This window comes from Methanothrix thermoacetophila PT (assembly GCF_000014945.1).
Classification (GTDB): Archaea; Halobacteriota; Methanosarcinia; order Methanotrichales; family Methanotrichaceae; genus Methanothrix_B; species Methanothrix_B thermoacetophila.
The window spans coordinates 660,631-676,290 of the sequence record NC_008553.1; the positions used below are offsets into that span (position 1 = coordinate 660,631).

8 protein-coding genes, 1 pseudogene and 1 CRISPR repeat array (1 of these 10 only partly in view) are annotated in these 15,660 nt (G+C 49.9%); of the genes and pseudogenes, 8 read left to right on the forward strand and 1 reads right to left on the reverse strand.

What is annotated here, in order from left to right; genetic code table 11:
• Positions 1 to 11: 11 nt before the first annotated feature.
• Entirely contained in the window at positions 12 to 1,346 is a 1,335-nt protein-coding gene (locus MTHE_RS03255) for a glutamine synthetase family protein (RefSeq protein ID WP_011695822.1), read from the reverse strand.
• Between the two features lie 177 nt (positions 1,347 to 1,523).
• Between MTHE_RS03255 and cas1 the strand changes: the two genes are divergently transcribed.
• The 8 genes and pseudogenes from cas1 to MTHE_RS03295 form a co-directional block, all read left to right on the forward strand.
• The gene (gene cas1 / locus MTHE_RS03260; protein ID WP_175265736.1) at positions 1,524 to 2,606 is read left to right on the forward strand and encodes a CRISPR-associated endonuclease Cas1; all 1,083 of its coding nucleotides are present in this window, start codon (positions 1,524 to 1,526) and stop codon (positions 2,604 to 2,606) included.
• Positions 2,572 to 2,859, forward strand: a complete 288-nt coding sequence (gene cas2, locus MTHE_RS03265; protein ID WP_011695823.1) for a CRISPR-associated endonuclease Cas2 — start codon at positions 2,572 to 2,574, stop codon at positions 2,857 to 2,859. Before cas1 ends, cas2 begins: the two co-directional genes overlap by 35 nt.
• 36 nt (positions 2,860 to 2,895) lie before the next feature.
• The gene (gene cas4 / locus MTHE_RS03270; protein ID WP_011695824.1) at positions 2,896 to 3,471 is read left to right on the forward strand and encodes a CRISPR-associated protein Cas4; all 576 of its coding nucleotides are present in this window, start codon (positions 2,896 to 2,898) and stop codon (positions 3,469 to 3,471) included.
• 3 nt (positions 3,472 to 3,474) lie between these two features.
• Entirely contained in the window at positions 3,475 to 5,331 is a 1,857-nt protein-coding gene (locus MTHE_RS03275) for a TIGR02556 family CRISPR-associated protein (RefSeq protein ID WP_011695825.1), read from the forward strand.
• Entirely contained in the window at positions 5,328 to 6,293 is a 966-nt protein-coding gene (gene cas7b / locus MTHE_RS03280; protein WP_011695826.1) for a type I-B CRISPR-associated protein Cas7/Csh2, read from the forward strand. Before MTHE_RS03275 ends, cas7b begins: the two co-directional genes overlap by 4 nt.
• A 9-nt stretch (positions 6,294 to 6,302) precedes the next feature.
• Positions 6,303 to 7,004 (forward strand): type I-B CRISPR-associated protein Cas5b, encoded by a 702-nt coding sequence (cas5b, locus tag MTHE_RS03285; protein ID WP_011695827.1) that lies wholly within the window; start codon positions 6,303 to 6,305, stop codon positions 7,002 to 7,004.
• A 28-nt stretch (positions 7,005 to 7,032) separates the two neighbouring features.
• Positions 7,033 to 9,393 carry a CRISPR-associated helicase Cas3' gene (gene cas3, locus MTHE_RS03290; protein WP_232840894.1) on the forward strand — a complete coding sequence of 787 codons (2,361 nt, stop codon included), beginning with the start codon at positions 7,033 to 7,035 and terminating at the stop codon, positions 9,391 to 9,393.
• Between the two features lie 6 nt (positions 9,394 to 9,399).
• Positions 9,400 to 9,987: pseudogene (locus MTHE_RS03295) on the forward strand (CRISPR-associated endonuclease Cas6); the annotation flags it as partial.
• Positions 9,988 to 10,208: 221 nt separating this feature from the next.
• A CRISPR array of direct repeats spans positions 10,209 to 15,660; the repeat unit is 37 nt; unit sequence GTCGAAGAGCGAGTTCCAGGAAAACAAGGATTGAAAC (it continues 892 nt past the right edge of the window).

A 15,660-nucleotide genomic window follows, 5' to 3' on the forward strand; every position in this document is an offset into this window, starting at 1 on the left:
TGTGCCGAATATTAAAGAAGCGGCAGGTACCTCTCCAGCTCCCACCGGCTCACGTTTGTCCGGTATTCATCCCATTCCGCCTTTTTGATGGCTATGAAGTTCTCGAAGACGTGATCGCCCAGAGCCTCACGAACGATGTAGCTCTGCTCAGCAAGCTGGATCGCCTCGTTGAGGCTTCCCGGAAGGGAGTTTATGCCAGCAGCTTTCTTCTCCTCCTCGCTCATGTGATATATATCGCGCTCTTGCGGCGGTGGCAGCTCGTATTTGTTTGCGATGCCCGCGAGACCGGCTACGAGCATCACCGAGAAAGCAAGGTATGGATTCGCTGCTGGATCGGGGCTCCTGTACTCTACTCTTGTGGCAGCTTCCTTGCCAGGCTTGTACATCGGGACCCTCACGAGCGCAGACCTGTTCCTCCTCGCCCAGCTGATATAGACAGGGGCCTCGTATCCGGGCACGAGCCTCTTGTAGGAGTTGACCCACTGGTTCGTCACTGCTGTTATCTCGGGCGCATGCCTGAGCAGGCCTGCGATGTACCACTTCGCCTCATCAGAGAGATGATATTCATCAGCTGCGTCGAACATCACGTTCCTCTTCCCCTGGAAGAGCGACTGGTGGACATGCATCCCGCTTCCGTTCACCCCGAAGATCGGCTTCGGCATGAACGTCGCGTAGCAGCCGTGCTTTCTTGCGATCTCCTTGACTGTTATCTTGTATGTTATCACGTTGTCAGCCATTGTCAGTGCATCAGCATACCTCAAATCGATCTCATGCTGTGATGGCGCGACCTCGTGATGGCTGTACTCGACATCGATGCCCATCGCGTCCAGCGCCAGGATTGTATCTCTCCTGAGATCAGATGCGACATCCAGGGTTGTGAGATCGAAGTACCCTCCTGTATCGAGTATCTCTGTTGAGCAATCGCTCTTGAAGTAGAAGAACTCCAGCTCAGGTCCGACCATGAACTTGTAGCCCTTCTCCTTGAGACGGGAGAGGTTTCTCTTAAGAACATATCTCGGATCGCCCTCGTAGGGAGTGCCATCTGGATTCAAAATGTCACAGAACATCCTCGCCACAGCGTTCTCCTGCTGGCGCCACGGAACGATCCTGAATGTAGATGGATCAGGCTTCGCAATAAGATCTGACTCGTATATCCTGGCGAAACCTCTCACAGAGGAGCCGTCAAATCCCATACCCTCTGAGAAGGCGCCATCCAGCTGGTTCGTGTTGATGGCAAAGCTCTTCGGGATGCCGAGGATATCAGTGAACCATATCCTGACAAATCTCACGTTATGCTTGTCTATCGCCTCAAATACATCGTCTTTTGTCGCAGGGGCGTTCATCATCGAAGCCTCCAGAGAGGAGTCAAAGAGAAAAAGATTTATAGATATTTGAGATGTTTTCTTAAATGTTATGAAGATTTATGATGTGAAAAATGCTCACAGAGGGCCTCATATTTGAGAGGCATGTGTTAAGTAGATAAAAATAATTTAAAAATTAATTTATACACAGGATCGATCTGGATGCAGCTCGTTGTCAACTCATACGGATCGTACATACGTAAGAGCGGTGAGTGTTTTGTCGTAAAGAGAGAGGACAGATGCCTGGAGATCGCAGCCAAGAAGATCAGCAGCATTCTGATTGCCACGGCTGCATACATAACAACGGACGCGATCAAGCTTGCGATAGATAATAATATAGATATAGTATTTCTCGACTCGAAGGGCGATCCTTACGCGAGGATCTGGCACCCGAAGCTGGGAAGCACAACCCTGATCAGGAGACGACAGCTTGAAATATACGGAAGGCCAGAGGCGCTGGCCCTTGTAAGGGAATGGTGTGCATGCAAACTTGAGAACCAGATAGAGTTTCTAAAGAGGCTTAAAAAATCACGGAGCGAGAGAAATGATGAACTGACAAGGTACATCGAGGAGATCTCAAGCTCTCTCGAGGAGATGCGCAGGCTTCGCGGCACCGTCGAATCGAGAAGACAGGATATTCTCGGTCTGGAGGGGAGGGCATCCAGGGCATACTTCGGAGCGATATCTCTGATCATGCCTGAGAAGTACAAATTCACGGGAAGGAGCAGGGATCCGGCAAGGGATGAGTTCAATGCGATGCTGAACTACGGCTATGGCATGCTCTACTCGATTGTGGAGAAGGCATGCATAATCGCGGGGCTTGATCCATATGCAGGGTTCCTGCATACAGACTCATACAACAAGAGATCCCTCGTTTTCGATATAATAGAGATGTTCAGGATCCATATCGATGAGCCTGTTGTGCACATGTTCACCAGGCGGATGGTCAGGGATGAGTTCTTCGAGCCCGTCAAGCAGGGGGTCGTTCTGAGCAGAGAGGGGCGAGCGGCTCTGATCGATATGATCAACAAAGCGCTGGACGAGACCGTGGAGTACCGGGGCCGCAATGTCAAGATCAGGAACACCATCCAGATGGAATGCCACAGGATAGCAAACCATCTCATCAGAGGTGCTGTGGAAGAGAGCACAGATGCAGATGATCTCAATGTCATTGAGTCAGGGTGTGATACCTGCCCCGTGGAGGGGGATGATGCTTGTCTGGGTGATATACGATATATCGGATGACAGGACGAGAAGCAGGGTCGCTAAGATATGCAAGAACTACGGTTTGTACCGCGTTCAAAAGAGCGCATTTCTCGGAGATCTGAACCGGAACGAGTCAGATTCTCTGGCCCTCGAGTGCGAGTCTGTCATAGAGGACACCGACTCGGTTTATGTGTTTCCGATGTGCGAGGACTGCTTCGATAAGATAAAGCTGATCGGGACCGGGTTTGATAGAGAGCTGGTAAGCGGAATGACTGTGACCAAGTTCTTCTAGGAGGCGGATGGTATCGAGGAATCGCTCGATCAGGATGTGCTCATAACAGTCTCAGATGTGATCGAATACCTCTTCTGCCCCAGGTTCATATTCTTCATGCACTGTCTCAACATCCCACAGAGGGAGGAGAGGTACTACAAGGTTCTGAGGGGCAGGGAACTTCACGAGAGCCGGGAGAAGGTCAACACCAGCTACGTGAGAAAGAGGCTCAGGTGCGTGAGAAAGGAGGTCGCTGTTTATATGACATCCCGCAGGTACCGGATAAAGGGGGAGGTGGATGAGGTTCTCTTTCTGGATGACGGGACAGCTGCCCCGATGGATTACAAGTATGCGGAGTACAACGATGTGGTTCACAGAACACACAAATACCAGCTCGCTCTTTACGGGCTGCTAATAATGGAACATTTTGGAGCCCCTGTGAATCGGGGATTCATATGCTATACTCGCAGCGACCACCATGTGGAGGAGGTGATTTTCCGGCGAAAGGATTATCATGCTGCTCTTGAGATAGTAAATGAGATACTTAGAACAGTTCAGTACGGTTACTATCCGGAAGGGACGAAACAGAAGGCCAGGTGCGTGGACTGCACGTACAGAAACATATGTGATTGATGCATGGTGATCCGTGTGATCGAGGCAGTAGCAAGAATTGGTAAGCAAAGAATTGGTGAGCATGCTCAGAGCGGTTGTGAGGATATCCTGTATTACATTGTGGAGAATCCAAATCTCAATGGCGGTTACAACCATGCTCTTGTTGTCACACTCGAGGAGAAGGACGGAGATTTCTCCTACAGAGGGGTGGAGCTGGAGGAGCTCAAGGATTACAGAAGATACCTGTACAAGGGGAAGAAGGGGAATGCCACCGATGCCACCCCGACATGCAAGATCGCAAAGGATATCGAGAAAACATTCGAGAAAAAATTTCTGAGATGGTTTGATGGCATTGATTCTTCAGATCTAAGCGGGGAAGAAAGAGCCACGCTGAAAAATATAAAGAATGTGTTATTCTCAAACAAAGATAAAATCTTTAAGGAGCTACAGGAGAAGCGATCTCATCTCAAACAGAGAGAGAACTGCATAATAACCCTTGGATTTGTGAAGGATGGTGATCTTAAATACCTGGCGGATTATCCGGCGTTCAGAAACGTTCTCCTCAAAAATAGCTGCGATCGGTTCTTCCGTAAATACGGCGGCGAGTCCAGAGGAACGGATGCGCTCTGCTCTGTCTGCAAGGAGCAAAAGGATGAGGTTTACGCATACGCCATCCCCTGGCCGTTCCACACATTCGACAAGCCCGGATTCATAGCAGGCGGGTTCAGGCAGTCTGATGCATGGAAGAACACGCCCGTCTGCTTAAACTGTGCGATAAATCTCGATGCGGGAAAGAAGTACATTGAGGAGAGCCTTGACTTCAGCTTCTACGGCTTCAGGTACCTTCTCATACCCAAGCTCATAATCGGCGATGACTACCAGGAGATCCTGGATATTCTGAGTGGTATGAAGAAAGAACTGAAGATGAGCCGGAAGACCAGGAACCGCATAACCGACGACGAGGATGAGATCCTGGATATGGTGAAGGATCAGAAGGACTTCTTCAGCAACAGCCTGATGTTTTATAAAAAGGATAACTCCGCTTACAGGATACTCCTTCACATCGATGGCATTCTCCCATCCAGGTTGAGAAGGCTGTTCGAGGCCAAGGAGAGGGTTGAAGGTGCCTTCGGGATATACAATGAGATGGTGCTATCCGAAGACAAAGGCAGGCTTATATTTGATTTTGGCGTTCTGAGGCGGTTCTTCCCCAGGGAGTCAGGAAACGTTACACACGACAAGATGTTTCTGGAAATTGTCAACAGGATATTCGTGGGGAGGTATGTGGATCGCCATCTTCTGATCTCATTCATGATGAAGAGAATCAGAGATGATTTCGTGCATGGGCGATCCACGCTGATGAACACGCTCAACGGATTCATGCTTCTTCATTATCTGAAGGAGCTGAATCTTCTGAAGGATCTTGAGGTAGACAGAATGTCAGGAATTGTTCTCAAAAGAGAGGAGCTCGAGGCACTTCCTCTGGATAAGAGGGTTGAGAGGTTCTTCGAGGCGAACAGGGAGTTCTTTGACAGCGATGCGAAGAAGGCAACGTTTCTGGAAGGCGTGCTTGTGCAGAAGCTGCTGAACATCCAGTGGATGGAGAAGAATGCAAAGCCGTTCTACACAAAGCTGCATGGGCTCAAGATGAACGAGGCCCTGATCAAGAGGCTTCTTCCGGAGATACAGAACAAGCTTGAGGAGTATGAGAAGAACTACTACAGGGAGCTCGAGGCGATCATAGCGGAGCATTTCGTTCTTTCGGGCCGCGGGTGGAAGGAGACAGATGATGAGCTGAGCTTCTACTTCGTGCTCGGTATGAACCTGCACGAGCTCTTCAGGGTGGATAAAGAGAAGGAAAAGACGGAGGAAACAGCATGAGCACAGTCTCGAACAGATCTGAGCTGCTGTTCATCTACGATATAAGAGATGGGAATCCGAATGGAGATCCGATGGACGAGAACAAACCGCGCATGGATGAGGAGACAGGGGTGAACCTGGTAACCGATGTGCGTCTCAAGAGGACGATAAGAGATTACCTCCACAATTTCAAAGGGCTCGAGATATTCGTGAGGGAGATAATCTATGATGAGGAGAACGGGTACATCCAGGACGCCAAGAGGAGGGCCAAGGATTTCGGGGAAGATCAGGAGAGGATTCTGAGTGAGTGCATCGACGTGAGGCTGTTCGGCGGTGTGATTCCGCTAGAGAAACGGAGACAGAACAAGCAAAAAGATGAGGGTGAGGGATCATCCAAAGGGGATTCGATTACCTATACAGGACCTGTTCAGTTCAAGATGGGGCGCTCGCTCCACAGGGTGGCCCTGAAGCACATAAAGGGCACAGGAGCATTCGCCTCGAAGGAGGGCATGACGCAGGCGACGTTCCGCGAGGAGTATGTTCTCCCCTACTCACTGATACTCTTCTACGGCATAATAAACGAGAATGCTGCGAAGCACACTGCTCTCACAGAGGAGGATGTGAGGCTGCTCCTCGAGGGCATGTGGAACGGGACGAAGAGCTTGATATCGAGAACGAAGGCAGGACAGGTGCCCAGGCTGCTGCTCAAGGTCAACTACAGCAAGGCGAACTACCACATCGGGGATCTGGACAGGATGATAAAGCTGGTATCGGATGTGCAGCACGAGGCGATCAGAGGGCCCGAGGATTTCTGTCTCGATGTCTCAGCGCTTGTGAGCAGGCTCAAAGCTGAGAAGGACTCGATCAGGGATCTTGAGCTCTGCTTCGACAGGCAGCTCAGGTTCGTCAGGGACGGCGCCGAGTTCTCCATGGAGAAGCTGAACGAAGCAACTGGCATAGCGGTAAATCCGATTGCGTTCTAGAGGTTCTCGATGCGGGATAGCGTACTGGTCTTCGATGTGTGGGGGGATTACGCGCACTTCAGGAAGATCTACACAACCAGCTCTCCCCTCACGTACTCTTTTCCTCCAAGGACAGCGATATCGGGAATCATCGGGGCCATAGCAGGGCTCAGCAAGGAGAGTTACTTCAGGTACTTTTCCAGGGATAAAGCAAGCATCGGTTGCAGGATCCTGGAGCCTGTGAAGAAGGTGCGCGTTGGCGAGAACCTGATCGACACAAAGAGGAGCATGCACAGGATCCATAACAGGACGCAGGTCAGGTTTGAGTTTCTGAAGGATCCCAGGTTCAGGATATATCTCAGCCATTCTGACGATCGCTTCTCACGGGATCTCAGGGATATGCTGGAGGATCACAGATGTGTGTACACACCATGCCTGGGCCTGAGCCAGCTAGTATGCAACTTCAAATTCGTCGGCGAGCTGGGTTTGAGGAGATGCGGTGATGGATTACAGGAAATAAACAGCGTTGTGCCTCTGAAATCTCTTCTGGAGTCGCCGGAGTTTGAGGAGGGCAGGGAGTATTTCTCAGAGATCATGCCCTGCGTTATTGGAGAGGGACGGGAGGTCACGGATTACAGTGAGGTGCTCTACGAGAGGAACGGAGGGAGCATCAGGGCCAGAACAAGAGATGCGTGGGAGCTGGATAATGGGGAGAGGGTCGTTTTCATTTAAACTCAGATCCCATCCCGATAAGCTTCTGGTGGATCACCTCAGAAACGTCGGGGAGATGTGCAGGAGGACAGTGGCTGAGAGCGCACGGAACCTCGATGATGCGGAGATTCTGAAGAATGTCGCATACATCATCGGAGCGACACACGATCTCGGAAAGGCGACGGGCTTCTTCCAGGAGTACCTGAGGGAGACTGATGAGAAAAGGAGGCGGGCTCTGAGATCGAGAGATGTCACGAAGCATGGTCTTCTCTCATCGCTCTTCACGTACGCAATTGTCAGGGAGCATCTGAGGAAGAGAGGATGCGAGATGCCCGGCGCACTTCCCCTGGTCTCATTCATCGCGGTGAGGCGCCATCACGGGGATCTGACGAACGCGCTGGATGAGATCTCGGCGATCTACGCTGAGAGGGAGAGGGTCCTATCTGTGATCGAGGAGCAGGTCTCCAGTCTTGACAGAAACGAATGCGCGCAGATATTCAACGCCCTTCTCGGCGGTGTGGTTGAGATAGATCTTGATTCTCTTTTGGACCACATCCTCAGAGATGCTCTGAAGGATTTGAGGGGTGAGAAGCCGCTTGTCAGGAATCTCGGCAGGAGAAATGATGTTCTGCCATACTTCGTGGCCCAGCTCCTGTACTCCGCGCTTCTGGATGCGGACAAGACAGATGCAGGGCTGGAGGGCGTGGATCTGGGCAGGGTGAATATTCCTCCAGATCTTGTGGACAGGTACAGGGAGGCGCGCGGGTTCTCCGAGAGGAGAGATGGCATCAATGGAATGAGGAACGAGATATACCATGATGCAGTCAGCCGGATCTCAGGATGGGACCTCAATGAGAGGATAATATCGCTGAACGTGCCCACAGGTACAGGCAAGACGCTGACATCCCTGGCGATGGCGCTGCGGCTCAGGAGAAGGCTGATGAACGAACGTGGGGTCATGCCCAGGATAGTATACGCTCTGCCGTTTCTCAGCATAATCGATCAGACATGCGATGTCTTCGAGGATGTGCTGGAAAGCGCGGGCATCAGGGCTGACTCAAGCGTGCTTCTGAAGCACCATCATCTCTCCGACATCACATACACAAAAGGGGATGAGGAATTCGAGTCTGACGTGAGCCTTCTGCTGATGGAGGGATGGAACTCTGAGATCGTGGTTACGACGTTCTGGCAGCTCTTCCACACGATATTCTCAAACAGAAACAGAAGGCTTCGCAAGTTCAACAGGATTGCAAATTCAATAATAATAATGGATGAAGTTCAGGCTGTGCCCCACAGGTACTGGCATCTTCTGCATGATTCTCTGAAAATGCTCTGCGAGAAGTTCAACAGCTATCTGATACTCGTCACCGCGACCCAGCCGCTGATCTTCTCTGAGGAGAGCGGCGAGATCAGGGAGGCTGTGAGCGATAAGGAGCGGTACTTCAGAGCGCTCAACAGGGTTGAGCTGCGCCCCATGATCGATGCTCCCATGAGCCTGGAGGAATTTGAGGCTCTTCTGGAGGGGGAGATTCACAATAACCCGGAGAAGGATTTTCTCATCGTGCTCAACACCATCCGCTCAGCCAGGAATGTGTACAGCGCCATAAAAGCTCTTGATCTGAGGGATACAGAGCTGTTTTACCTCTCCACGCATGTCGTTCCCAGGGATAGAAGGGATCGCATACGCAGGATCAGAGATGAGCGTGGAGGGCGCAGGAAGATCACAGTGAGCACGCAGCTCATAGAGGCGGGTGTTGATATCGATGCTGATATCGTGTTCAGGGATCTCGCGCCCCTCGACTCGATAAATCAGGTCGCGGGAAGGTGCAACAGGAACCTCTCGAAGGGCAGGGGGCGGGTCTCAGTTGTCATCCTCAGGGATGAGCGGAGGGAGCTGTGCAGGTACATCTACGATGGTTTTCTTATCTCAAAAACACTTGACATATTGAGGTCGTGCGGAGAATGCATAGAGGAAAGGGAGATACTGGAGCTGAACAGCAGGTACTTCAGGGTGGTGAGGAGCGGCATGAGCGATGAGACCTCCAGGAGGTGCATGAGCATGCTATCAGGCCTGGAGTTTGGAGATCTCGGGGAGAGCTTCAGGCTGATAGAGGAGGATGAGCCCAGGGTGGATGTTTTTGTGGAGACGGATGAGAGGGCCTCTGATGTCTGGCAGGCTTACAGAGATCTCAGATCCGAGAGGGATCTCTGGGAGAGGAGAAGGAGATACCTGAGACTTAGAAACGCACTGAGCGATTACATGATCTCCCTTCCGAGGAGACTCGCTGCGGATCTTGTCGTGGAGAATCAGGGCACTGGCTACATATCGATGGACGAACTCCCTCACTACTACGATCCAGAGACCGGCTTCAGGGTGGAGGATGCTGGCGAGGGATCTATGATAATCTGAGGTGCTATGGATCTAAGGATTCTGCGGCTGAGACTGCGCTCTGATTCGCATGTTAAGGAGGATGCTGCGAAGCTGCGCGGCTTCTTTGCCACGAGCTTCAATGATCAGATGCTTCTGCATCATCATTTCACTGACAGACTGATCTACAGGTATCCGCTCATACAGTACAAGATAATCCAGGGTGTTCCGGTCATCCTGGGGATAAACGAGGGCGCGGATGTTCTCAGGGATGTATACGATAAGTTCGGCGAGATCCGGCTTGGGGATCGGAGCTATTCTGTTGTTGAGCGGCATATATGCCTGCGGAGGGAGAGGTTTGGGTGTGCTGGAGAGCTTCATGCGTACAGGTTTGTCACTCCCTGGCTTGCCCTCAACCAGGAGAACTACATGCGCTATGCGGATGCAGCTTCCTGGTATGAGAGGAAAGAGATTCTGAGGAAGATCCTGGTTGGGAACATACTCTCTGCTGCGAAAGGTCTTGGATACACGGTGGATGAGCAGATACGTCTTGAGCTTGGCAGGGTGAGGGATGAGATCTGCATCTTGAAGGGTGTAATGGTCACCGGCATAAAATGCGAGTTCCTGACGAACTTTCACATTCCGGATCTGATGGGTCTGGGGAAGTCTGTCTCAAGGGGCTTTGGGGCTGTGGGGGCTCTGGAGGGCAGGCGAAGAAAGCTTGATGATTGCGGAGATGGAGTTACAGAGAGGAATGAATTTATAAAGGGTTCGATAAATTCCACTCATGCCAGAGACCCCCTCGAAAAGGAGATCTCCAAGGGGAGATCTGCCAAAAAGAACGAAAAATCGCCGCTGTCGAAGAGCGAGTTCCAGGAAAACAAGGATTGAAACTTTCCGGATTAGAATAATAAGGAACTTCCGGTACGGGGTCGAAGAGCGAGTTCCAGGAAAACAAGGATTGAAACGGTATACTAAGCGTACCGTTCGTCTCAACATCGACTAGTCGAAGAGCGAGTTCCAGGAAAACAAGGATTGAAACACACCATATGCTCCGGGCAGAGGAGCATGTTCACACTGTCGAAGAGCGAGTTCCAGGAAAACAAGGATTGAAACCCAGTCCTCCTCCTCAGGAGGACTGGCTTTTTCAAAGTCGAAGAGCGAGTTCCAGGAAAACAAGGATTGAAACCACAATAAATCCCCCTTTGAAAACGAGTTCAAGCGTCGAAGAGCGAGTTCCAGGAAAACAAGGATTGAAACTATGTAGCTGCATATCTACACCTCCACGGATATAAGAGGTCGAAGAGCGAGTTCCAGGAAAACAAGGATTGAAACTCTTCTGGCTCTGGCACGGCGAGAACTATCTCGCCGTGTCGAAGAGCGAGTTCCAGGAAAACAAGGATTGAAACTCCAAATTACCAAGACAAACATGCTTGTCATGGGTGGTCGAAGAGCGAGTTCCAGGAAAACAAGGATTGAAACCTGCGAACTTTGCCATGAGCACCTCTTCGTGAGGTGCTGTCGAAGAGCGAGTTCCAGGAAAACAAGGATTGAAACGATGATTAATCTCATAACTGGTGAGATTTTCGACTCTCGTCGAAGAGCGAGTTCCAGGAAAACAAGGATTGAAACCCTGTTGATGGTGCTCAGTGACGTTTCGATAGAAGAGTCGAAGAGCGAGTTCCAGGAAAACAAGGATTGAAACAACTGATTTCCTTGTCGGCAAATTTGTTGTTGTAGAGTCGAAGAGCGAGTTCCAGGAAAACAAGGATTGAAACCCTCCTAGCCCTTTATTCGCTGGCTGGAGCTTCTGCTGTCGAAGAGCGAGTTCCAGGAAAACAAGGATTGAAACTACAATTCCTTCCCGCACTCTGAGCACCTCACGAAGTCGAAGAGCGAGTTCCAGGAAAACAAGGATTGAAACAGATGAACTGATACCAGTTCACCTCGGTCGTTTCGAGTCGAAGAGCGAGTTCCAGGAAAACAAGGATTGAAACGGAAATCCCAGACCCCGCTGAGTGTATCTTTCAGTTGTCGAAGAGCGAGTTCCAGGAAAACAAGGATTGAAACTCCATTCTCGAGCGGAAACGCGCTCGGGCCGAGGAGTCGAAGAGCGAGTTCCAGGAAAACAAGGATTGAAACACTGCCTGCTGCTCAAAGCCGGCGAAGGTGAACCTGGTCGAAGAGCGAGTTCCAGGAAAACAAGGATTGAAACAGGTATCAGGAGACCTGCGGAGCAAGTACACTCCAGGGTCGAAGAGCGAGTTCCAGGAAAACAAGGATTGAAACCCGACGATTTTGACTCAAACCAAGCGGTGTATGTCGAGGTCGAAGAGCGAGTTCCAGGAAAACAAGGATTGAAACTCGTTTTTTGTCGCGCGCACAATCTCACGATACCAACATCATCAAGTCGAAGAGCGAGTTCCAGGAAAACAAGGATTGAAACCCAGCAGCGATCTTACCTCTGAGCAATACTCGCCGCGTCGAAGAGCGAGTTCCAGGAAAACAAGGATTGAAACATGAACTCATCCGAGCGATTCCTGTAGATCTGGCCGGTCGAAGAGCGAGTTCCAGGAAAACAAGGATTGAAACACTACTCCTTTGTCTGGAAGATCCAGCATTTACTTGTCGAAGAGCGAGTTCCAGGAAAACAAGGATTGAAACTGGCGTCATCAGAATAACCAAGAGCTTTCATTAGAGTCGAAGAGCGAGTTCCAGGAAAACAAGGATTGAAACATTAAATCCTTATCCAGCCTGGTTAAGCCTTACGATGTCGAAGAGCGAGTTCCAGGAAAACAAGGATTGAAACATCTACTAGCGTCGCTTGCGGCGCAAGTAGATATAGTGTCGAAGAGCGAGTTCCAGGAAAACAAGGATTGAAACAAGAATTGTAACTCGTATTAATGGGGCAAATCAAGTCGAAGAGCGAGTTCCAGGAAAACAAGGATTGAAACTCTCGGTTAACGGCGAGATAGTCCTCGCCGTCCCAAGTCGAAGAGCGAGTTCCAGGAAAACAAGGATTGAAACTCCTACGCCATACGGCTAGCGTGAAAAAAAATGCCGTAGTCGAAGAGCGAGTTCCAGGAAAACAAGGATTGAAACCGCCTCCCAGTTCTCGTCGTTCCATACTGTCTCAGGTCGAAGAGCGAGTTCCAGGAAAACAAGGATTGAAACAAGTTCCAGGTACTTCTCCTGTCCCGGTGGAATGATGTCGAAGAGCGAGTTCCAGGAAAACAAGGATTGAAACAAAGATGTCATGATCGCATCGGTGATCGGCTCGGTGTCGAAGAGCGAGTTCCAGGAAAACAAGGATTGAAACACAGCTTAGCGGTCTTGTTCTGGCCCGACAGCGCCTCCTCCTGGTCGAAGAGCGAGTTCCAGGAAAACAAGGATTGAAACCCTCATCGGGTACTGGTGAGCAGCCCTCGCATCCTGTCGAAGAGCGAGTTCCAGGAAAACAAGGATTGAAACGATTTGCCCCTGGGCATATCGGATCACTATCTGATGTCGAAGAGCGAGTTCCAGGAAAACAAGGATTGAAACTCACGAACATGTACCGACTGCGGCGCTTCACCCGCGTCGAAGAGCGAGTTCCAGGAAAACAAGGATTGAAACCGTCATTCACGTTCTCCTACCCGATAATTCCCGGGAGTCGAAGAGCGAGTTCCAGGAAAACAAGGATTGAAACATCTCGCTCAATGTCAGAGACGCTCTAGTATCTGGAGTCGAAGAGCGAGTTCCAGGAAAACAAGGATTGAAACTCGAGGAGGTGAGAGGACGGCTAAACTGCGACGTGGTCGAAGAGCGAGTTCCAGGAAAACAAGGATTGAAACCCGACTTGATTCAGATGAGAGTCGGATCTTCTGGGAGTCGAAGAGCGAGTTCCAGGAAAACAAGGATTGAAACTTTGGTTCTGGTGCTGTCATTTTTTTCTCCTCCACGGGTCGAAGAGCGAGTTCCAGGAAAACAAGGATTGAAACTATTTAGATTTATTTGAAGGCCAGCGGCTCCAGCCAGGTCGAAGAGCGAGTTCCAGGAAAACAAGGATTGAAACATGTCTCCGACAACTTGCAACGGATAATCATTACCAAGTCGAAGAGCGAGTTCCAGGAAAACAAGGATTGAAACTGACCTGGACTAAATTTGACATGTCGAAGGAGGAGGAGTCGAAGAGCGAGTTCCAGGAAAACAAGGATTGAAACATCACGGCTAGGTAGCCTAAATACTCCTTTTGGTGTCGAAGAGCGAGTTCCAGGAAAACAAGGATTGAAACCCTCCAAATACCATATACGCATTATTGGTATATAAAGGTCGAAGAGCGAGTTCCAGGAAAACAAGGATTGAAACACCTAATGCAGCGGCTCGACAAAGAAGTGCTCAGGGTCGAAGAGCGAGTTCCAGGAAAACAAGGATTGAAACGAGCGCAAAGCACGAGATGCCTTCTTCAGGCGGGAGGTCGAAGAGCGAGTTCCAGGAAAACAAGGATTGAAACTTATGTTCCGGTCCACGTACCGGTATGGTCGTGAAAGGTCGAAGAGCGAGTTCCAGGAAAACAAGGATTGAAACACAATCTTCTATTTCGCTGCGCACGCCAGCAACGAGTCGAAGAGCGAGTTCCAGGAAAACAAGGATTGAAACACGCGCAGAGGATAACGGAGCTCATGACCGTTCCGAGTCGAAGAGCGAGTTCCAGGAAAACAAGGATTGAAACCGAATTCTCTGAGCATAAGTGATATCAAAAAAATATAGTCGAAGAGCGAGTTCCAGGAAAACAAGGATTGAAACTATTTAGATTTATTTGAAGGCCAGCGGCTCCAGCCAGGTCGAAGAGCGAGTTCCAGGAAAACAAGGATTGAAACATGTCTCCGACAACTTGCAACGGATAATCATTACCAAGTCGAAGAGCGAGTTCCAGGAAAACAAGGATTGAAACTGACCTGGACTAAATTTGACATGTCGAAGGAGGAGGAGTCGAAGAGCGAGTTCCAGGAAAACAAGGATTGAAACCGCCCACAGCGATAGGTTTTCGAATAATGAAAAAGCGGTCGAAGAGCGAGTTCCAGGAAAACAAGGATTGAAACACAGAATCTTCGACCATGATCAGGAACTCATTCATTGTCGAAGAGCGAGTTCCAGGAAAACAAGGATTGAAACGCAATTTTCCAGCATGCATCACAACAGAATCACGAAGTCGAAGAGCGAGTTCCAGGAAAACAAGGATTGAAACTATGGAGACTTCTGGAAGAAACCCTCTCAACACTCTCGTCGAAGAGCGAGTTCCAGGAAAACAAGGATTGAAACTCGTCAGGGCATTCGCCAGGCATATGCTGTGTGTCGTCGAAGAGCGAGTTCCAGGAAAACAAGGATTGAAACTCCGCCTGGCTCCACCTGCGACGGCGACCATTCAGTGTCGAAGAGCGAGTTCCAGGAAAACAAGGATTGAAACCTTTCTGCTACGATGGGGGGTGTCACGATCCACGTGTCGAAGAGCGAGTTCCAGGAAAACAAGGATTGAAACTCTCCAGCAGACTTTGCGACAAGCTCTCCAGTCTGCGTCGAAGAGCGAGTTCCAGGAAAACAAGGATTGAAACTGACACCTTCATTATATAATACAGAGCATAATATGGGTCGAAGAGCGAGTTCCAGGAAAACAAGGATTGAAACTGTTGAATACTGTAAGAAGAACAATCTCGCATATAGTCGAAGAGCGAGTTCCAGGAAAACAAGGATTGAAACCGGGATACGTTCAAGCGATCAGCGGATGGAATGAAGCGTCGAAGAGCGAGTTCCAGGAAAACAAGGATTGAAACTATACAATGAAAGTCTATATGGTAAATAGAGGCCCGGTCGAAGAGCGAGTTCCAGGAAAACAAGGATTGAAACCGCATAAAATGCGCATGTTCTAAAAATAATCCCAAGCGTCGAAGAGCGAGTTCCAGGAAAACAAGGATTGAAACATCTCTGATGCAGGAGGAACGGTCGCAACATCCGGGTCGAAGAGCGAGTTCCAGGAAAACAAGGATTGAAACCGAACAACTTTAAGATCTGTACGGAACTCGGTCTCAGGTCGAAGAGCGAGTTCCAGGAAAACAAGGATTGAAACACTTGACTTTTGTATCCAACCAACACATCTTTCGATGTCGAAGAGCGAGTTCCAGGAAAACAAGGATTGAAACACGATTGATACGAACGTATTCTGAAAGGATGAAGATGTCGAAGAGCGAGTTCCAGGAAAACAAGGATTGAAACTCCTTGCAAATCTCCACAGATCGAAGATCGAGGATTGAGTCGAAGAGCGAGTTCCAGGAA